Below are 17,633 nucleotides of genomic sequence, written 5' to 3' on the forward strand. Positions count from 1 at the left end.
GGAGAAAACCATGAGTGCAACCACTTTCCTCATTCCGGACATGACCTGCGGCCATTGCGAAAAGACGCTGCGCGGCGCTCTCACGGAAGCGCTTCCCGGCGCCTCCGTCAGCATCGACCTCGATGCCCACAGACTGACGGTTATGGGCGATGCCGCAACCGCGGAAGCGGCGATCCGCGAAGCCGGTTATTCGCCGGAACGGGCGGGCTGAAGCGTCTCGTTGCTGGAATGAGCAGGAAACATGTGCTACTGAGTAGCATCATCTTTCCTGTCGAGGGAGTGCCACAGTGTCCGTCAAGGCGTCAGTTTCCATCTCCGATCAACAGGATAGCTTCGCCCGCAGGCTGGTGGAGGAAGGGCGTTATGCCAGCCTCAGTGCCGTCGTCCAGCGAGGGCTGGAACTGCTTCGGCAGGAAACGGAACTGAAGGACGCCGAACTTGCCGCGCTTCGTGATTTGCTGGTCGAGCGACGGCAGGGCGACTTCGTCTCCGTGGAAGAGGGCAAGCAAAGAACGGCAGCGATGATCGCAGCCAAGAAGGCCGGTTATGGCCTTTAAGGTCCTGCGCTCGACACAGACGGATCAGGACCTCGGCCTCATTCTCGATCATCTCATCCAGTCCTATCTCGACCTTGGCGACGCCTTGCCGGGGGCTTTTGCGGGCGCTGCGCGACGCGTGGGGTCAATTGAAGCGGATATGGAAGCGCTTCACAAAGCGCCTTTTCAAGGGACATTATTGCCTGAAATATTGCCCGGCCTTCGCCGGGTAACGAAAAATCAGGCTGTCTTTTATTTCGATGTCGATGAGGGTGAAAAGACCGTGCATATTCTCGCGGTTTTTTTCGGCGGCCAGGATCATCTGCGCCATATGCTCACGCGCCTTTCGTCCCGTCGCGCCCTGAATCTTCCCTAAACCTCGTCGAAGGCCCCGCCCTCCCGCGAGGGGTTGCGGTCGATCACCCGTTCCTCGGCATCGTCGGGCAGGGCCTCGTCGCTTTCCTGATAGGGATCGTCCTCGCTCTCTGCTTCTTCTTCCTCGATTTCCTGTTCTATGGATTGCGGAATTTCTCCCTTGGCGGGAAGGGCGTCGATATCGAGATCGAGCAGGTCCTCATTCATGGCGTCTTCGTTGCGGGGCAGGATTTTCTCGCGGTCCATGACGGTATCCTTTCTGTCCGTTCATTCCACAAACGGCCCGGAGGCGCGAAGGGTTCCTGCCGCCGTTGAATTCCGTCACTGAATTCCGTCAGGCCGGATCGCGTGAAAAAGCCGTCTTGACCTCAATGGCGCTTGAGGTTCTAGTTTGCCCGCCGTACCGAAAAAATGGAAAGGATACGGCTTTGTCGAGTATGGAAATGACGGAAAAAAACGGTTGGAGCGAATTGCTGAGCGGGGCGAATCTCTCGCTTCTGACCGTCATTTCCTCCGGTATCGGCCTGCACGCTTTCAATCAGTTCGCGGTGGTGACGGCCTTGCCCGTGGCCGTCAACGAAATCGGCGGCGCTGCCTTTTATAGCTGGGCCTATAGTCTCTATTTCGTCGGCTCCGTCGCGGGCGGCGTCACCGCCGTCCTGTTTCGCGAGCGTTTTGGCGCACGCGTCGTTTTGCTTCTCTGCTGCCTGATTTTTTCTTTCGGTTCTGTCCTCTCGGCAATCGCCGGTGACTTTTTGTGGGTGGTCGTCGGACGTGCCCTGCAGGGACTGGCGGACGGGCTGATCGTCGCCGTGTGCTACAGCCTCATTCCCGCCGGTTTCCGTTCCGGCCTGCTACCGAAGGTCTTCGCCATCGAGGCGGCGATCTGGGCGGTCGCCTCCTTCATCGGCCCGCTGACCGGCGGTTTCGCCACTGAACACATCTCCTGGCGCGCCACTTTCCTGCTGTCGGCACCGCTGATCCTGCTGCTTCTGGCCTATACCGCCATTGCCGTGTCCGCCGAGCGGCCGGTGGCGGCGACGCGCAAACCGCTGGTGCCGCTGTTTCTGTGCCTTGTAGGCGCCCTGGCGTTTTCCGCGCCTTCCGCCTTCGAGGATGCGAGCCTGCGCGCCCTTTCCCTGCTGGTGGGGGCGGCGCTGCTGTGGGCCTCGCTGCGTGCGGGCATCCGGCCTTCAATCGGTCTTTTCCCGAAGGATTCCTTTCGGCTGAAGACGGTGCTCGGCAGCGGTTTCTGGGTGCTGTTCCTGATGTCCTACGCCCATGCGCTGGGCAGCGTCTATCTCGCTTATGTCGCCATCAATCTCTGGCAGCATGAACCGACCTTTGCCGGTTTCATCGTTGTGACGATGCCGCTTGCCTGGAGCTTCGTGGCGATGCTGATCGGCAGTCTGCGTTCTGCCTGCCTTCGGGAGATTTGCCTGCATTACGGCCCTTACCAGATGGTGCCGGGCTGCGCGCTGCTGGGGCTCGGGCTCGCGACCGGCAACTGGGGAGAAATGCTCGTCGGGCAAATTCTGATAGGCTCTGCCTTCGGCATGTCGTGGGCCGGCATCAGCCAGGCCGCCATGGAGGCCGCGCCGGAAGAGGAACGCAAGATGACGGGCGCGCTGCTGCCGACTGTCGCGACGCTGGGCGCCGCCGCCGGTGCGGGCGCCAGCGGCACCGTCGCCGCTGCGACCGATCTGGTGGGGCAGATCGAGCGGGCGGATGTGACGATGCCGATGGTTTATCTCTATGGGCTGGGTGTAGTCGTATCGCTGCTGGCGATCATGACCGCCAGCGGGTTGCGGGGCGAACGGCGGCTCCTCCGCCGCCGTCAGGACTGAGTGGTGGCGATGGTGATCGCCGCCAGATAGACGACGAAGGCCATGATCGCGATCGCGCCGATGATGACGACGATGCCCTTGCCGGCACGTTTTTTCTCGGCCTTGTTTTCATTGGCTTCGGTCGGAAACAGGATCGGATCGCTGGTGTCGCGGATTTTGGTCATGCCGTTTCTCCTTATCCGTGGAATGGGCGGTTTCGGTCTATCAACCGCCCAATCCGTCAAAAGGTTCCTCACGGTTTCAGCGCCCAGCTGGTGGCATGCACCACCGCACCGGGGGCAGCCTTCAGCAGCGCCGAGCGTACCGGTTCGAAACCCTCGAGGCGCTTGGTGCCCACATATCGGCCGCGATTGGCGAAGACTTCGATGGAGCCGTAATCGAGAAAGATGCGGATGCGGGATGCCCTCGCTCCTTTGGCGATATAATGCGGCGAGGGGCCGTCGCGCCCGTCCTCGTGGCGGATCCACAGGCCCGTTTCATCGGAAACGACGCCCAGCCTCACCGCCGGATGATCGAGCTCCAGTTCGAAGGGCGCGCCGGGTGAGGCAAGCTCGAACAATATTTCCACCGCCCCGTTGATGAAGGTAATGCGTTCGCCGGCGGCCAGCCGCGTGCGGTCGAGAATATGGCTGCGAAGGCTTTCCGCCGCACCGATGGGCGGGGTCAGAAGCTCGCCGTTTGCATAGTGAATCCGGCGCGGCAGCGTCATGGAGGTGGGAAAATCGATCTCCGGATTGGCATCCGCCCAATTGGCCAGCCAGCCCATGCCGATGATGCTGTCGCCATCCAGAAAGGCCTGGAAGGCGTAATTGTCGGTGCCGAAATCCAGTTCCTGCCCGGATTCCTTGGTGAAGACCTTGCCGTCGAACCAGCCGACATCGGCCATGGTGAGGTTCTTGCGGCCGGTTTCCGGGTCTTCCGAATGCATCAGCCCATAGATCAGCACCCAGCGGGTGGAACGGGCATTGGCAGGACCATCGAGCGGCAGCAGGCAGGGGCATTCGATGGCTGTGGTTTTATAACGCGTTTCCACCCACAGCTTGCCCACATAGGTCCAGCCCGATGCGGCGGTGGGGTCCAGCGTCTCGTAAAGCAGGATGACGCCGCCGCCATCGCTCTGGCTGCCGAGCACCATTTTCCAAAGACCATCAGGGCCGCGAAAGACGTAAGGGTCACGGAAATCCGGCGTCAGCCCCTGTCCGTCCGGGCGAGTACCGAGAATGACTTCGGCCTGCCCGGCCATGATGAGATCGGAGGAGGTGGCTGTGAGCTGTATCTGCTGTTCGGGAATGCGATCCTGCACCTGCTCGGTGAAGAAGACGCGGATGCCCGTGCCTTCCACCAGCGGAATGGTGGAGCCGGAATAGGCGCCGCCGCGCTTGTCTGGCCGTGTCGTCAGATCCTCGGAAGGGAAAAGGAAGATCGGCAAGTGCCGCCAGCGCAGATAATCCGAGGAGACGGCATGGCCCCAATGCATGGTGTTCCAGCGCAGCCCGTGCGAATAATGCTGATAAAACAGATGCGGCCGCCCCTCGAAGCGACCGAAACCGTTCGGGTCGTTCATCCAGCCGAAAGGCGGGCGGAAGTGATAGCTGCCGGGAAGCTCCGGTGCGGCATTGTCCGGCTTGGTATGGACGACGGTGATGCCGGTTTCCAGCACATCCGACGCCGTGAACCAGTAGATGACGGAAACGGCGGTCGTGACCGTGTCGTAACTCAGCTCCACATGGCCGCCGCCGAAAACCTGATAGATTCGAAAACTGAACTCTTCCGTGTTGACGCTTGAAACCTCAGCAAATTTTCCATTCTGATTGGAAAAGGAGACTGCACCCGGCTCGGCATCTTTCTTCGCTTTCAGCCAGACATGGAAGGTGGCGTTGACGGGCAGATCGGTGTGAATGGTGCGGATGGCGCTTTCCGGCTCGGCTACGGCTTCAACGACGCTCATTGCTTTTCCTTTCCTTGGGCATTCTGCGGGTCAAGCATAGGAACGATGATGGCGCGGGAAAGTTCATTGCGCAAAATTGAATGAGGCGATCGCGCAGGTTGGGCATTTATCGCTCGCATCCGTCGCCTTCCGGTCCCATATAGTGGCAAAGCAGGGAGTTTACCCGTGATGAAATTCGACAATTCCTATGCCCGCCTGCCAGAACGGTTCAGCGCCGCCGTGCTGCCGACGCCGGTGAAGGCGCCGCGGCTCATCGCCTTCAATCGTGGGCTGGCCGATGAACTCCTTCTCGATGTGGCCGGCCTTGACGATGAAAGGCTGGCGGCGATCTTTTCCGGCAATGTCGTGCCGCAGGGGGCCGAGCCGCTGGCCATGGCCTATGCCGGCCACCAGTTCGGCGGTTTCGTGCCGCAGCTCGGCGATGGCCGCGCCATTCTGCTCGGCGAGGTGATCGACAGGAGCGGCAAGCGCCGCGATATCCAGCTCAAGGGCTCCGGCCCGACGCCGTTTTCGCGCCGGGGCGACGGGCGCGCGGCTCTTGGCCCGGTGCTGCGCGAATATATCGTGTCGGAGGCGATGTTTGCACTCGGCATTCCCGCCACGCGGGCGCTGGCGGCTGTCCTCTCCGGCGAGAGGGTGCAGCGCGAAGTCGGCCTGCCGGGCGGTGTTTTCACCCGCGTTGCGGCAAGCCATATCCGTGTCGGCACGTTCCAGTTCTTCGCGGCGCGCGAGGATGACGAGGGGATCAAAAACCTCGCGGACTATGTGATCGACCGTCATTATCCCGAGGCGAAAGGCGTTGATAATCCTTACCTCGCCTTGCTGCGCGGCATCGCGGAGAGGCAATGCGACCTCATCGCGCGCTGGATGATGGTGGGCTTCATCCATGGCGTGATGAATACCGACAATATGGCGGTCTCCGGCGAAACCATCGATTTCGGCCCCTGCGCCTTCCTTGATGAATATCACCCCAACAAGGTCTTCTCCTCCATCGATGCGCAGGGCCGTTATGCCTTCAACAACCAGCCGGGCATCGCGCAATGGAACATTGCAAGGCTGGCGGAATGCCTGTTGCCGCTGCTCGATCCGCAGGTGGAAAAAGCCGCCGAACTCGCCAATGCCGTTCTCGCCGATTTCGCCGCCGCCTTTCCGAAACGCTGGCTTGCCGGCATGCGCGAAAAGCTTGGCCTGACGACGGAGGAAGAGGGCGACATCGATCTGGTGCAGGCGCTGCTGGCGCTGATGCAGGCATCGGAGGCGGATTATACGCTGACCTTCCGGCGCCTTTCCCATGCGGCCAATGGCGATGCCGAACCGTTTCGTGGCATGTTCATCGATATTGCCGGGGCGGACGAATTTCTGGCGCGCTGGCGGGAAAGAGCCGGCCGCGAGGGGATTTTGGATTCCGAACGATCAGCGGCGATGCTCTCCGTCAATCCCGCCATCATCCCGCGCAACCATCGCATCGAGGAACTGATAGAGGCAGCGGTGGAAGAGGGGGATTTCGAGCCATTCCACGCCATGCTGAGGGCAATCGCCACGCCTTTCGAGGAGCGGCCGGACAACTTCGTCTATATGCAGCCGCCGATGAGCCATGAGCGGGTGTTCAGGACCTTTTGCGGGACGTAACGGGTTCGTCAATCCTCGCCGTCGTGCCGGACTTGATCCGGCATCCAGCCGCCGCGCGTCTGCGCGGCGAGAGAAGCCTTTTCAGCCCAAGGACTTGGGCTGGCTGGATACCGGCTCGAGGCCGGTATGACGGAGGAATGGGAGGAGATGTTCTCTCGACCGTTTTCTCTTTCTCACCCAACCCGCGCCAGCGGCTCATGCGCGCCATAATAGTGGCCGAACCGGTTTTCGAGGAATTTCGATAGCGCCACTTCCTCCTGTCGCACGAAGCCCTTCTGCGGCAGGGCGCCTTCGGCGAGCAGATCGAGAACCGTGCAGATGCCGGCGGCGGTCGTGATCTGGATGGCGCTCATCATCCGGCCGGAAACCGGGCCGGCATAGACCTTGTTGGCGTAGGTTTCCTGCAGGAAACGGCCGTTCCGGGTGCCGCAGACGGTGACGAAGACGATGACCACATCCTGCATGGTGCCGGGCAGGGCGTTTTCGAACAGGTCCTTCAGCACATCGCGGCGATTGCGCAGGTTGAGGTCGTTCAAGAGCGCCTTCATGATCGCCACATGGCCGGGATAACGGATGGTGCGGTAATTCATCGTCCGCACCTTGCCTTCCAGCGTGGCGCAGAGCGTGCCAAGCCCGCCCGAGGTGTTGAAGGCCTCGTAGGTGACGCCGTCAAGCGAAAATTCCTCACGTTCCTCCAGCGCCGGAACGGCGGTAAGGCGGCCTTCGACGATCGCTTCGCAGGGCTCGATATATTCGTTGATCAGCCCGTCCGTGCTCCAGGTGAGGTTGTAATTGAGCGCATTGGACGGATATTGCGGCAGAGCGCCGACGCGCATCCTCACGCTGTCCAGCTTGTCGAACCTGGCGGCGAGATCGGCAGCGACGATGGAGATGAAGCCGGGGGCGAGGCCGCATTGCGGAATGAGCGCCGTCCCGGCCGTTTCTGCCAAGGCCTTGACCTTGCGGGTGGATTCGACGTCTTCGGTGAGATCGAGATAATGCGTGCCGACGGCAACGGCCGCTTCGGCAATGCCTGCCGTCAGGTGAAAGGGGGCGGCGGAAAGCACGGCGAATTTGCCTTTCAGCAGTGCTTCCAGAGCGGGACGGTCGGTGATGTCGACGATTTCGGTATCGACACGTTCATGCGCCGGCACATTGGCCAGCTGATCGGCCGAACGGTCTGCGACGGTGATGCGATAATCGCCGGTGGCCGCCAGCATCCAGGTGATGGCCGAACCGATATTGCCCGCGCCGATGACGACAATGTTTTTCATGTTTTGTTCCCCGCAGTGAATGCAAATCTGTTAGCGCGAATGCGCTTCAAAAACAGAATGCCAGTTTTTATTGACGATTCGCAGCTTCACTATGTGCGGATAGCGGGTTAATATTTGGCAATAAGACGACAGGATTGGCCACTATGACGATTGCAGACAAGGACCGGGCGCTGCTCGCCCTGCTTTCCGAAAATGCCCGCATGCCGGTGGCGGAGCTGGCGCGCAAACTCGGCCTCTCGCGCACCACGGTGCAGGCCCGCATCGAGCGGCTGGAGGCGGACGGGGTGATCGCGGGTTATGGCCTCAGGCTTTCGGAAAGCTATCTTTCCGGGCTGGTGCGCGCCCATGTGCTGATCACCATCGGGCCGAAGGCGCTGCCCGGTGTCACGGCGGCCCTTGCCGCCATCAAGGAGGTGACGACGCTGCATTCGGTGAGCGGCACCTTCGACCTCATCGCCATTCTGGCCGCACCTTCGATCCTCGATCTCGACCGGTTGATCGACAGGATCGGCGCGCTTGACGGCGTGGAGCGCACACTGTCGTCGATCATTCTATCGACGCGGATTTCGCGGTAGGGGATGCCGCGCGCAGCATGCGCAGCGCGGACTGTTATTCCGGACGCTCTCTCCCTCATCCCTGTGCTTGCCACAGGGATCCAGCCGACGCGCGTCTGCGCGGCGAGGAAAGTCCTTTCAGCCCAAGAACTTGGGCTGGCTGGATTCCTGTGACGAGCACAGGAATGAGGGGCGCATGGCTATGCCGCGCCTCGATCTAAACCACCGCCCTCTCATCATAAGCTCTCTGCGCCGCCATCACCGCGTCGATATTTCCCTCCGCCCAATGGGCAAGCGCCGCCACCGTGTCCGTCAGCGTGCGTCCCAGCGGCGTCAGCGAATATTCGACCGTCACCGGCACGGTCGGGAACACCTGCCTCGAAATCAGCCCGTCACGCTCGAGCTTCTTCAGCGTCTGCGACAGGACCTTCTGCGAAATGCCCTTGATCTCCCGCCGCAGCAGATTGAAGCGCACCGCTTCCACCCGCAGCCGGTCGAGGATCAGCAGCGCCCATTTGTCGGCAATCCTGTCCAGCACCATGCGGGTGGGGCAGCGGTCTTCATAGACGTCATAGATGCGTTCCATGGGTTTGTTCCGTCGTTTCAGGGCCATACCGGTTTCCGAAAGGAAACCAGATAACCGAAAAGTGCTCTCTTTTCATGATTTCGCAAACACAGTACCTGTGTTTTCGAAACATGGTTTCTATTAGATACTAAGGAGATTTGAGATGACAGGCAAGATACTCGTAATCGGTTCCACTGGCACCATCGGCACGCCGCTGGTGAAAACGCTGCTTTCCAGGGGTGAAAGCGTGAAGGCCGCCTCGCGTAGCGCCAAGGCCACGGGCGGCGTGGAAGGCGTGCGTTTCGATTATACCGACGCATCGACTTATGCGGATGCCTTCGACGGTGTTGACCGTCTGTTCCTTCTCCTTGCGGGCGGGCGTCTGGATGCCATCGACGCGCTGACGCCTGTGGTCGAGGAGGCGGCGCGGCGCAAGGTGAAGATCGTGTTCCTGAGCGTCCTCGGCGTCGATGCCGACGATTCCATTCCCTATCGCCAGATCGAGCTTAAGATCATCGCTTCGGGTACGCCTTACGTCATCCTGCGCCCCAACTGGTTTGCCGATAATTTCCACAGCTACTGGAAGGCCGGCATTGACCACGGCCAGATCGCCGTGCCGGCCGGCGAGGGCAAGTCGAGCTTCATCGACGTCCGCGATATTGCCGACAGCGCCGCCGCCGCCCTGACCTCTGACGCCTTTAACGGCAAGGCTTTCAACCTGACGGGTCCGAAGGCCCTTGGTTACGGCGAAGCGGCCGCGCTGATATCGCAGGCGATCGGCAAGCCGGTGTCCTACGCTGCCGTTTCGGACGAGGTCTTCATCGGCATCCTCACCGGTGCGGGCGTGCCGCAGGACTACGCCTCCTTCCTCGCTTCGATCTTTTATCCCGTGCGTGAAGGCTGGACAGCGGTGGTGACCGGCGATGTCGAGACACTGACCGGCCATGCACCGCGCTCACTCGAGACCTATATCGCCGACAATCTGGACAGGCTGAAGGGCTGAGGCCCAAAGCGAGCCCGCCGCGCTCACGCTGGATCGGTGGAGCCGCGGCGGGCCTTGAAGAACATCTTCAGCCGCTGGATCTCCTCGGGGTTCCAGCCGCTTGGCGCGGTTACTTCCGTCCATGCATCGATATAATGTTCCGGCGCATAGACATGGCCATAACCGATGGGCGCGGTGGTGGCTGCGGCGACATCGAGACCGAGCTGCAGCAGGGTGACGACCGGGAACCAGCGGAAGGATGTGGAAACGTCAGGCCCGTGATGCGCCATCCATTGCGGCCGCCGGTAAAGCGAGGCGGCCTCGAAGAAGGTGATCGGGTCGCTGGCATATTGCAGATAGACGATCCGCATCGGCCCCCATTTCGCATCGGGCATATGCGCGGTCGTATATTGGTTGGCGAAGCGGATGACGGACGAATCACGGAAACGCGGCAGCCATTCCGGCGTGCCCTTCACCCGGCCATTGGTGGCCATGCGCCATGTCGGGCTGGAAAAGGGCGGTCCGCTCCACAGCGCACCCTGAAACGGATCGGAGAGCACATCGTAGAGATCCGAGGATTTTTGCGAGTTGAGCGAACCGAGGCTGAGGCCATGCAGGTAAAGCTTCGGCCGCGTTTCCTTCGGCAGCGTGGTCCAGTAACCGTAGACGGCCTCGAACAACGCGCGCGCCGTCTCGACACCGTAATCCGGCTCCGTCAGCAGCGCGATCCAGCTCGAGAGATAGGAATACTGCACGGCGACGCTGGCGATATCGCCGTCATGCAGATATTCGACCGTATCGAGCGCTTCCGGGTCGATCCACCCGGTGCCGGTGGGAATGACCACCAGAAGCACCTTTCGCTCGAAACCGCCGACCCGTTTCAGCTCCTCCAGCGCCAAGGCCGCTCTTTCTTCCGGCGTCGACGCCGAGTTGAGGCCCGCATAGACCCTGAGCGGCTCCTTTGCCGGGCGATCGGTGAAGGCGGATATTTCTGTGGCCGCCGGACCTTCGGCGACGAATTCACGCCCGCGTCGCCCGAGCGATTCCCATGTCATCAGCGAGGCGCTGCTGCCGGTCTTGAGCGCATCTGACGGGCGCGGGACGTCGGGTTCGATCAGCGCATCCACCTGTTTCAGCGAGGAATCGGCAAATCTGAGGCCGATATCGAAGATCAGCCCATTGAGCAGCAGCCAGGAGAGTATGATCGCCACCGCGATACCGAGCACATTGGCAAGGCGGCGCGGCAGGAAATGGCGGCTGCGCGCAGCAAAGAACCGGCGGATAAGCTGGAACAGCCGGCCGGCGCCGATGAGGATGGCGGCGACCAGCACCGCAAGGCCGCCGGTCTTGGTGGGGTGGGCGCTCGGCAGCGGATCGAGCTCCATTAAGACGCGGATGGAATTCTGCCAGTCCTTCGCCTGCCATAAAAACGCGATGGCCGTGATGGCGGCGGCAAGCGCGATGAGAAAACGAATGCCGCGCGCATTATGGCGTGAAGGTTCAGGCAGCTCCAGATAGGCCCAGATGGCGTGCAACGCGACACCGATCAGATAACCGATGGCGAAGGAAAAGCCGCACAGCACCCCCTGCATCAGCCATGTGCGCGGCAGGAGCGAGGGCGTGAGCGAAGCACAGAACAGGATAGTGCCGAAGACGATGCCGGTTGCCGAAAGACCTGCAAACAACCGCTCAACCCATTGTTTCACCAACTTGACTCGCCCCTTGTACTCACCGCGTGGTGCGGAGTGTAATATGTGACGGACGAGGGTGCAAATCCTGCTGGCAGGAAAAAAATCATGAAAATAGGAAAATAATCCTTTACAGCGTGACGGTCGTTTGATAGTGTTTGGCTACGGTCGGAGATTTGCGGCTGGGTTAATTCAAAATATCAGAGCGCTGGATTTTACAAATAACAAGGCTTTGCTCTCTTCCCTCATTCCTGTGCTTGTCACAGGAATCCAGCCAGCCCAGGTCCTTGGGCTGAAAAGACTCCTTCCGCCGCGCAGACGCGCGTCGACTGGATTCCTGTGACAAGCACAGGAATGAGGGTTGTGGAGAGGCGCCGCCCGCAAATGAACCGCGTGCATCCCGTACCCATTTCCCATCTCAGGCCAATTCCATGACAATGTCTCACAATTGCGATCCGGCGCTCTACGGCGTCTGGCCCGAAACGCCCGCCTATGCGGCTGAGGACGCGCTTGAAGCCGCGCCGGAGACGAAATCGCGGGCCGACAGGCTGGCCGCCGAAGATGCGGCGCGCAACGGCAGCCTGCGGCAATTGCTGAACGAGTTGACGGAGGAGATGCGCGAGCAGTTCTGTCTGTACCGCAATCTCCGCCAGGCGAGCGAAGCCGCCTTTCTGGCGACGGCGGAGGATGCTTCGGGCAAGCTGGCGCGCGCCGATGTGAAGGCTGCGACGGACCAGCTCTCGCTGATCGTCCGCACGCTGGAGCGGATCGACGCTTTGCAACGGGTGCTGGCGGAAGAAAGGGAAGCTCTTTTCAGCGAAGACGAAACCGAGGCCGGGGACTACGAAACGGCGGTGGCGCATTTCCTCAACCGCATCGACGAACTGGCTGAACAGAAATGCCGCGCGAAGATGGAGGTCGATCCCGCCCGCAGCGCATCCGCAGAAGCCGATACATGACGGATATGCCAACCGGACCCCATCTGCCGGCGCAGGTCTTCAACCTCCTGCGTGACTGGCGTTTCATCGGCAACCTGCCGCAGCAACCGCCGGAGGGCGACTGGCGAACATGGCTGCTGATCGGCGGGCGCGGTTCCGGCAAAACCCGCGCCGGGGCGGAATGGGTGCATCGAGTCGCCTCGACCGGCAAGCAGTCGGATTTGCGCATCGCGCTCGTGGCCGAAACGCTGGGTGACGCCCGCGAGGTGATGATCGACGGCATTTCCGGCATCTGCCGCATCGCCCGCCGCCATCGCCCCGCCTTCGAGGTATCGCGCCGGCGGCTCCTCTGGCCGAATGGCGCGATGGCGCAGGTGTTTTCCTCGGAAGACCCGGAAAGCCTGCGTGGCCCGCAATTCCACATGGCCTGGGCGGATGAGCTGGGCAAATGGAAATATCCGCAGGAAACCTGGGACATGCTGCAATTCGGCCTGCGTCTGGGTGAAACGCCCCGGCAACTGGTGACCACCACGCCACGGCCCATTCCTTTGCTGAAGGCGCTTCTCGCCGATCCCGCGACACGGGTGGCGCGGATGCCGACGGCCATGAATGCGCGCAATCTCTCGCCCGGTTTTCTCAAAGCCATGCAGGACCGTTACGGTGGCACGCGGCTGGGGCGTCAGGAAATCGGCGGTGAATTGATCGACGAGCGGGAGGGCGCGCTGTGGAAACGCGCCGATCTGGAAGCGATTATCGAAGCGGCGCATGAACCGCTGGCGCGCATCGTGGTGGCGGTAGACCCGCCCGCCGGCGTCGGCGAACATTCCTGCTGCGGCATAGTCGTGGCGGGGCTCGGCATGTCCGGGCGTCTTAACGTGCTGGCGGATTGTTCGGTGGAGGCCGAAACGCCGGCCGGCTGGGCCCGCACCGTGGTCGCCGCCTTTCGCCGCTACGAGGCGGACCGGGTGGTGGCGGAGGTCAATCAGGGCGGCGAGATGGTGCGCGCCATGCTGCAGAGCATCGACGCCAACCTGCCGCTGACACTGGTGCGGGCGAGCCGCGGCAAGTTCACCCGCGCTGAGCCGGTTGCGGCACTCTACGAACAGGGCAGGGTGCGCCACGCCGCGCGGTTTGAAAAGCTGGAGGACCAGATGACGGATTTCGGGCCTGACGGCCTATCCTCCGGGCGTTCGCCGGACAGGCTGGATGCGCTCGTCTGGGCGATAACAGCGCTGACGACGATGGTGGTGAGTGAACCGAAAGTGCGGGGGATGTGAGGTAGCCGATTATTGGCTCCAGCGAAGGAGAGCCAATTACCCGTCGAGCGGATGCCCGCGGTTTCTTCTCCCCGCCGGGGAGAAGAAAAGTGAGGCGCCGTCAACGCCCATTTCGGGCGTCTGACGGATATTATTTCTTCGGGGATTGCGCCGGTTTCGGCTGGGAGCCGGTTTCACGCATCTGGCGCCACTCGTTTTCGAGACGGTCATAAACGGTCTGGGGGATTGTCGCTGTCATGGTGGCATTCCTCCTTGAATGGTTAACGCTGCAGGATTGCGCGGTGAATGGAGTTAGCGCGCTAAGGTTCCGAAATTCAAGGAATTTTTTACCCCAAAACCCCGGGGCGCGGATTAAAATCGATTAAGGTTTTTTCAAATCGATTTAGTTCCGGCGGCCTGCATGTGGAAAAACCGGGCGTCGCATTGCCCATCATTTTCAGGAGCCATCATGGCCTATGACGAGGCGCGATTCTTCGCGTCGGCGCGGATTTCCATTTTCGGCGGTCGCCTGCGCGCGGCCCAGCTTGCCGGCACGAAAACGATGCTGGCAGGATTTGAAAAGTCGATGCCGGGCGGCGATCCGCGCTGGCTCGCCTATATGCTGGCGACGGCCTTTCACGAGACGGCGGCGACCATGCAGCCGGTGCGCGAGACATTGGCGGCGAGCGATGCCGAGGCGATGGCAAGGCTCGACCGCGCCTTTGCGGCGGGCAGGCTGCCCATGGTGCGCAAGCCCTATTGGCGGCCGGACACGGAGGGTAAGAGCTGGCTGGGGCGCGGCTTCGTGCAGCTGACGCATCGGCGCAATTACGAGGCCATGTCGGCGCTGACCGGCGTCGATCTCCTCGAACGGCCCGAGCGCGCCATGGAGGCGGAGGTGGCCACCGCGATCCTGATCCACGGCATGGCGGGCGGCGGTTTTACCGGCCGCAGGCTCTCCGATTTCTTCAGCGACAGGTGCGAAGATTGGGACGGCGCCCGCGCCATCATCAATGGCAGCGACCGGGCGCGGCTGGTGGGCGGTTACGGGCGCGCATTTCATCACGCGCTTGTCGCGGCGCGGATTGAACCCGGGCGGGCCAGATGATAACCCGTTACCCGGTGCCGAAAAGGCTGCCTCCGAATTCTGCATGACAGGTGACACCGTGATCCGCCATATCGTCTTTTTCACCGTTCCCGAGGAAAACCGCGACGCCGTGCGCAGGGGGCTTTCCGGCCTGACCGCGATACCGCATTCGCTGAAGCTGGAAATCGGCGAGAACGTGAAGAAGGACCAATGGGGCAATTCGGTCGATTTCATCGTCTATGGCGAGTTCGAAAACGAGGCGGCGCTCGCCGCTTATAAGGCCGATCCGGCTTATGACCTATCGACCCGCACGGTAAAGCCGCTGCGCGAAACCCGCGTTGCCGCCGATTTCGACAGCGATACGGCGGTGAAAGCGCCGATCCGGTAAACGTCCGGTTTCGCCGAAGTTGGCGCGAGATATTGCCGCTGTGCGGACAGGGTGCCTCACGCGCGACGTCATCCTTGGGCTTGTCCCAAGGATCTGATCACGTCCAATAAAATCGAGACGTTGCAGATGCTCGGGACGGGACAGGCCCGAGCATGACGAAAGAGAGCTTTCAGGACGTCGTCAGAAATTTCAGCGTCTACCCTTCGGTGAAAGCCCCACGCGGGCGACGCCGCAGGACTCGACGCCGCGCGCCATCAAAACAAGGACAACTCCATGCGATTTCCCTTTTCCCTGCCGTGGCTGCGCCCGGCGGATGGCAGAGCCGTGCCTGAAAGCCGGAAAATGGCCGATGGCTTCATGGCGGTTGCCGTGCAGGGCGGGCAGGCCTTCTGGTCGGGCCGGTCCTATGCCGCACTTGCTCGCGAGGGTTTCATGAAAAACCCGGTCGCGCACCGGGCCGCCCGCATGGTGGCGGAGACCTCGGCTTCCGTCAGCTGGCTGCTTTATGATGGCGAAGAGGAACTCGCCGATCATCCGCTCCTGGCGCTGCTTTTAAAACCGGGCGTCCATATGGGCGGGCCGGATTTCTTCGAGGCGCTTTATGGTCACCTCATGCTCGCCGGAAATGCCTATATCGAGCCGCTGATGGTGGGCGGGCGGCTGCGCGAGCTGCATCTTCTGCGGCCCGACCGGGTCAGCATCGTCGAGGGGCCGGATGGGTGGCCGGTGGCCTATGATTACCGAGCCGAGGGCCGCGCCTCCCGGCGCATCGCCGCCGAGCGCGACGGGCTGGGGCTGCTGCATCTGAAACTTTTCCATCCGCTGGATGACCGGGCGGGTTTTGCGCCGCTCGCCTCCGCAGGGGCCGCGCTCGATCTGCACAATGCCGCAAGCCAGTGGAACAAGCGCCTGCTCGACAATTCCGCCCGGCCATCCGGCGCGCTGGTCTACCAGCCGAAGGAGGGCGGCAATCTCTCCACCGAGCAATATGAGCGGCTGAAGCGTGAGCTGGAGGAAGGCTATCAGGGGGCGATGAATGCCGGCCGGCCGCTGCTTCTGGAAGGCGGGCTCGACTGGAAGGCCATGGGTCTTTCGCCGCGCGACATGGATTTTCTCGAGGCCCGCAATGGGGCGGCGCGCGATATTGCTCTTTCGCTCGGCGTGCCGCCGATGCTGATCGGCATTCCCGGCGACAATACCTATGCCAATTACCAGGAGGCGAACCGCGCCTTTTATCGCCTGACCGTCCTGCCGCTCGTTTATCGCACGGCGGCAAGGCTCTGCGGCTGGCTTTCTCCGGTCTTCGGCTCTGGGCTGAGGCTTGAACCCGATCTCGACAGGATTGCCGGGCTTGCCGGCGAGCGGGATGCGCTCTGGGCACGCATCGGCGCGGCCTCGTTCCTGAGCGACGAGGAAAAGCGCGAAGCCGTCGGTTATTGATCGCCGCCCCGGCGGGATCGGAACCACGGTTTCCTGTTCAATCATTTTCTGAAGAAGCGGAATCTCCCTGTGAGGTCTTCCGTCCAAGCGATTCCGAAGATTCGCAAAATCACCGGCGCAGGCGCGCAAAAAGCGCCTGCGTGCGACGCGGCGCGTCCGCCCGATAACCACATCCTAGAACGGAATGATTACCCATGTCTGAATTCGCCAATGAGGCCGGCATCTGGGCCGCCCGCATCACCGGCGCCGTGGCGGGCGCGGGTGTGTCGCTCGTTTATCTCCTGCCGAAAAGCAGACGCGAGGCCGCGAGCCGTTTCATCACCGGCGTTTCCTGCGGCATGATCTTTGGCGGGCCTATCGGCCTGTGGATCGTGCAGCAGCTCGATATCGCCGGCGCGCTTTCGGGCCGGGAAATCATGGTGGCGGGTTCCGCCGCCGCCAGCATGGGCGCGTGGTGGGGGCTGGGCGTGCTGGTGCGCATCGCCGACCGTTACGGTGCGCGCCCGCGCGCCTGACACTTCCTTCACATCGCAGGAGTTTTCCATGCACGTTTATCGCGGGCCGCGTCCCGCCACGCGCAAATTCGCCAATCTGGAACTGCGCGGCATTGCCAGCGACGGCACCTTTTCCGGTTATGCCAGCGTTTTCGGCGAGGTCGATCTCGGTCAGGATGTCATCGAGCGCGGCGCTTTCCGCCGCTCCATCGAGGAGCGGGGAGCAGCCGGCATCCGCATGCTCTACCAGCACGATCCGGCCGAGCCCATCGGCGCCTGGCGCACCATCCGCGAGGACGAGCGCGGCCTTTATGTCGAGGGCGTTCTCGCCCCCGGCGTCGCCCGCTCCCGCGAGGTGCATTCGCTGATGAAGACCGGGGCGCTGGACGGGCTGTCCATCGGATTCCGAACGGTGCGTTCCGGCAAGGCGGCGAGCCACGGCGTCCGACGCATCCTGGAAGCCGACCTCTGGGAAATCTCGGTCGTGACCTTCCCGATGCTGCCCTCGGCGCGCGTTTCCGACGTCAAGCATGCCCGCTTCTTCCGCGACCGCGAGACCGAGCTGGTGCGCACCATGCGCCGCGCCGCCCGCGCGCTGTTAGACACGACACCCAAACGCTGACTTCCGGACA

At 62.2% G+C, this 17,633-nt stretch carries 20 protein-coding genes; 14 read left to right on the forward strand and 6 right to left on the reverse strand.

What is annotated here, in order from left to right; translation table 11 throughout:
* Positions 1–10 precede the first annotated feature (10 nt).
* The 3 genes from AGR7B_RS04445 (at position 11) to AGR7B_RS04455 (ending at position 912) form a co-directional block, all read left to right on the forward strand.
* Positions 11–211: a heavy-metal-associated domain-containing protein gene (locus tag AGR7B_RS04445; RefSeq protein ID WP_065654204.1), complete on the forward strand. Its 201-nt coding sequence runs from the start codon at positions 11–13 to the stop codon at positions 209–211.
* A 76-nt stretch (positions 212–287) separates the two neighbouring features.
* The gene (locus AGR7B_RS04450; protein ID WP_065654203.1) at positions 288–557 is read left to right on the forward strand and encodes a ribbon-helix-helix domain-containing protein; all 270 of its coding nucleotides are present in this window, start codon (positions 288–290) and stop codon (positions 555–557) included.
* Complete coding sequence (locus AGR7B_RS04455; protein ID WP_065654202.1) at positions 547–912, forward strand: KluB; 366 nt, start codon at positions 547–549, stop codon at positions 910–912. The genes AGR7B_RS04450 and AGR7B_RS04455 overlap by 11 nt, the downstream gene beginning before the upstream one ends.
* Here AGR7B_RS04455 and AGR7B_RS04460 read toward each other — a convergent pair.
* Positions 909–1,157 carry a hypothetical protein gene (locus tag AGR7B_RS04460; RefSeq protein ID WP_065654201.1) on the reverse strand — a complete coding sequence of 83 codons (249 nt, stop codon included), beginning with the start codon at positions 1,155–1,157 and terminating at the stop codon, positions 909–911. The two genes, AGR7B_RS04455 and AGR7B_RS04460, sit on opposite strands and share 4 nt — an antisense overlap.
* A 191-nt stretch (positions 1,158–1,348) precedes the next feature.
* On the opposite strand from AGR7B_RS04460, the gene AGR7B_RS04465 reads away from it, so the two are divergent.
* Positions 1,349–2,758 (forward strand): MFS transporter, encoded by a 1,410-nt coding sequence (locus AGR7B_RS04465; RefSeq protein ID WP_208616042.1) that lies wholly within the window; start codon positions 1,349–1,351, stop codon positions 2,756–2,758.
* On the opposite strand, the gene AGR7B_RS04470 is transcribed toward AGR7B_RS04465, so the two are convergent.
* Both AGR7B_RS04470 and AGR7B_RS04475 read right to left on the reverse strand, forming a co-directional pair.
* Positions 2,749–2,922 carry a hypothetical protein gene (locus AGR7B_RS04470; protein ID WP_078051557.1) on the reverse strand — a complete coding sequence of 58 codons (174 nt, stop codon included), beginning with the start codon at positions 2,920–2,922 and terminating at the stop codon, positions 2,749–2,751. The genes AGR7B_RS04465 and AGR7B_RS04470 overlap by 10 nt on opposite strands.
* A gap of 68 nt (positions 2,923–2,990) precedes the next feature.
* Complete coding sequence (locus tag AGR7B_RS04475) at positions 2,991–4,706, reverse strand: glycoside hydrolase family 32 protein (protein ID WP_121490404.1); 1,716 nt, start codon at positions 4,704–4,706, stop codon at positions 2,991–2,993.
* Positions 4,707–4,874: 168 nt separating this feature from the next.
* Here AGR7B_RS04475 and AGR7B_RS04480 point away from each other — a divergent pair, with 168 nt between their 5' ends.
* Positions 4,875–6,335 carry a protein adenylyltransferase SelO gene (locus tag AGR7B_RS04480; protein WP_080856111.1) on the forward strand — a complete coding sequence of 487 codons (1,461 nt, stop codon included), beginning with the start codon at positions 4,875–4,877 and terminating at the stop codon, positions 6,333–6,335.
* Between the two features lie 173 nt (positions 6,336–6,508).
* Here AGR7B_RS04480 and AGR7B_RS04485 read toward each other — a convergent pair whose 3' ends face one another.
* A complete protein-coding gene (locus AGR7B_RS04485; RefSeq protein ID WP_078051555.1) occupies positions 6,509–7,609 on the reverse strand; it encodes a saccharopine dehydrogenase family protein in 1,101 nt (366 codons plus the stop codon).
* Positions 7,610–7,752: 143 nt separating this feature from the next.
* On the opposite strand from AGR7B_RS04485, the gene AGR7B_RS04490 reads away from it, so the two are divergent.
* A complete protein-coding gene (locus AGR7B_RS04490; protein ID WP_003522324.1) occupies positions 7,753–8,184 on the forward strand; it encodes an Lrp/AsnC family transcriptional regulator in 432 nt (143 codons plus the stop codon).
* 196 nt (positions 8,185–8,380) lie between these two features.
* Here AGR7B_RS04490 and AGR7B_RS04495 read toward each other — a convergent pair whose 3' ends face one another.
* Positions 8,381–8,749 (reverse strand): winged helix-turn-helix transcriptional regulator, encoded by a 369-nt coding sequence (locus AGR7B_RS04495; RefSeq protein ID WP_003509204.1) that lies wholly within the window; start codon positions 8,747–8,749, stop codon positions 8,381–8,383.
* A gap of 142 nt (positions 8,750–8,891) precedes the next feature.
* Between AGR7B_RS04495 and AGR7B_RS04500 the strand changes: the two genes are divergently transcribed.
* Positions 8,892–9,731, forward strand: coding sequence for an SDR family oxidoreductase (locus AGR7B_RS04500; RefSeq protein ID WP_080856112.1), 840 nt, complete (start codon positions 8,892–8,894; stop codon positions 9,729–9,731).
* A 23-nt stretch (positions 9,732–9,754) separates the two neighbouring features.
* Here AGR7B_RS04500 and AGR7B_RS04505 read toward each other — a convergent pair whose 3' ends face one another.
* A complete protein-coding gene (locus AGR7B_RS04505) occupies positions 9,755–11,395 on the reverse strand; it encodes an alpha/beta hydrolase (protein ID WP_162934148.1) in 1,641 nt (546 codons plus the stop codon).
* A gap of 434 nt (positions 11,396–11,829) precedes the next feature.
* On the opposite strand from AGR7B_RS04505, the gene AGR7B_RS04515 reads away from it, so the two are divergent.
* The 7 genes from AGR7B_RS04515 to AGR7B_RS04545 all read left to right on the forward strand — a co-directional run bounded on the left by AGR7B_RS04515 (position 11,830) and on the right by AGR7B_RS04545 (position 17,623).
* The gene (locus AGR7B_RS04515) at positions 11,830–12,357 is read left to right on the forward strand and encodes a hypothetical protein (RefSeq protein ID WP_080856114.1); all 528 of its coding nucleotides are present in this window, start codon (positions 11,830–11,832) and stop codon (positions 12,355–12,357) included.
* The gene (locus tag AGR7B_RS04520; RefSeq protein ID WP_162934047.1) at positions 12,354–13,613 is read left to right on the forward strand and encodes a DNA-packaging protein; all 1,260 of its coding nucleotides are present in this window, start codon (positions 12,354–12,356) and stop codon (positions 13,611–13,613) included. Before AGR7B_RS04515 ends, AGR7B_RS04520 begins: the two co-directional genes overlap by 4 nt.
* Before the next feature lie 448 nt (positions 13,614–14,061).
* Entirely contained in the window at positions 14,062–14,700 is a 639-nt protein-coding gene (locus AGR7B_RS04525; RefSeq protein WP_080856115.1) for a hypothetical protein, read from the forward strand.
* 58 nt (positions 14,701–14,758) lie between these two features.
* A complete protein-coding gene (locus AGR7B_RS04530) occupies positions 14,759–15,067 on the forward strand; it encodes a Dabb family protein (RefSeq protein ID WP_003522330.1) in 309 nt (102 codons plus the stop codon).
* Positions 15,068–15,340: 273 nt separating this feature from the next.
* The gene (locus AGR7B_RS04535) at positions 15,341–16,507 is read left to right on the forward strand and encodes a phage portal protein (protein ID WP_080856116.1); all 1,167 of its coding nucleotides are present in this window, start codon (positions 15,341–15,343) and stop codon (positions 16,505–16,507) included.
* Between the two features lie 194 nt (positions 16,508–16,701).
* Positions 16,702–17,022 carry a DUF6107 family protein gene (locus tag AGR7B_RS04540; RefSeq protein WP_003521211.1) on the forward strand — a complete coding sequence of 107 codons (321 nt, stop codon included), beginning with the start codon at positions 16,702–16,704 and terminating at the stop codon, positions 17,020–17,022.
* Positions 17,023–17,050: 28 nt separating this feature from the next.
* Positions 17,051–17,623, forward strand: a complete 573-nt coding sequence (locus tag AGR7B_RS04545; RefSeq protein WP_080856117.1) for an HK97 family phage prohead protease — start codon at positions 17,051–17,053, stop codon at positions 17,621–17,623.
* Positions 17,624–17,633: the final 10 nt, after the last annotated feature.

The sequence above is a fragment of the Agrobacterium deltaense RV3 genome (genome assembly GCF_900013505.1).
Lineage (GTDB): Bacteria > Pseudomonadota > Alphaproteobacteria > Rhizobiales > Rhizobiaceae > Agrobacterium > Agrobacterium leguminum.

What these genes read in the sequence shown, in the direction of transcription:
- AGR7B_RS04445 (WP_065654204.1), top strand. Translation starts at nt 11, where the DNA reads ATGAGTGCAACCACTTTCCTCATTCCGGACATGACCTGCGGCCATTGC.
- AGR7B_RS04455 (WP_065654202.1), top strand. Translation starts at nt 547, where the DNA reads ATGGCCTTTAAGGTCCTGCGCTCGACACAGACGGATCAGGACCTCGGC.
- AGR7B_RS04460 (WP_065654201.1), bottom strand. Translation starts at nt 1,157, where the DNA reads ATGGACCGCGAGAAAATCCTGCCCCGCAACGAAGACGCCATGAATGAG.
- AGR7B_RS04465 (WP_208616042.1), top strand. Translation starts at nt 1,349, where the DNA reads ATGGAAATGACGGAAAAAAACGGTTGGAGCGAATTGCTGAGCGGGGCG.
- AGR7B_RS04470 (WP_078051557.1), bottom strand. Translation starts at nt 2,922, where the DNA reads ATGACCAAAATCCGCGACACCAGCGATCCGATCCTGTTTCCGACCGAA.
- AGR7B_RS04475 (WP_121490404.1), bottom strand. Translation starts at nt 4,706, where the DNA reads ATGAGCGTCGTTGAAGCCGTAGCCGAGCCGGAAAGCGCCATCCGCACC.
- AGR7B_RS04480 (WP_080856111.1), top strand. Translation starts at nt 4,875, where the DNA reads ATGAAATTCGACAATTCCTATGCCCGCCTGCCAGAACGGTTCAGCGCC.
- AGR7B_RS04485 (WP_078051555.1), bottom strand. Translation starts at nt 7,609, where the DNA reads ATGAAAAACATTGTCGTCATCGGCGCGGGCAATATCGGTTCGGCCATC.
- AGR7B_RS04490 (WP_003522324.1), top strand. Translation starts at nt 7,753, where the DNA reads ATGACGATTGCAGACAAGGACCGGGCGCTGCTCGCCCTGCTTTCCGAA.
- AGR7B_RS04495 (WP_003509204.1), bottom strand. Translation starts at nt 8,749, where the DNA reads ATGGAACGCATCTATGACGTCTATGAAGACCGCTGCCCCACCCGCATG.
- AGR7B_RS04500 (WP_080856112.1), top strand. Translation starts at nt 8,892, where the DNA reads ATGACAGGCAAGATACTCGTAATCGGTTCCACTGGCACCATCGGCACG.
- AGR7B_RS04515 (WP_080856114.1), top strand. Translation starts at nt 11,830, where the DNA reads ATGACAATGTCTCACAATTGCGATCCGGCGCTCTACGGCGTCTGGCCC.
- AGR7B_RS04520 (WP_162934047.1), top strand. Translation starts at nt 12,354, where the DNA reads ATGACGGATATGCCAACCGGACCCCATCTGCCGGCGCAGGTCTTCAAC.
- AGR7B_RS04525 (WP_080856115.1), top strand. Translation starts at nt 14,062, where the DNA reads ATGGCCTATGACGAGGCGCGATTCTTCGCGTCGGCGCGGATTTCCATT.
- AGR7B_RS04535 (WP_080856116.1), top strand. Translation starts at nt 15,341, where the DNA reads ATGCGATTTCCCTTTTCCCTGCCGTGGCTGCGCCCGGCGGATGGCAGA.
- AGR7B_RS04540 (WP_003521211.1), top strand. Translation starts at nt 16,702, where the DNA reads ATGTCTGAATTCGCCAATGAGGCCGGCATCTGGGCCGCCCGCATCACC.
- AGR7B_RS04545 (WP_080856117.1), top strand. Translation starts at nt 17,051, where the DNA reads ATGCACGTTTATCGCGGGCCGCGTCCCGCCACGCGCAAATTCGCCAAT.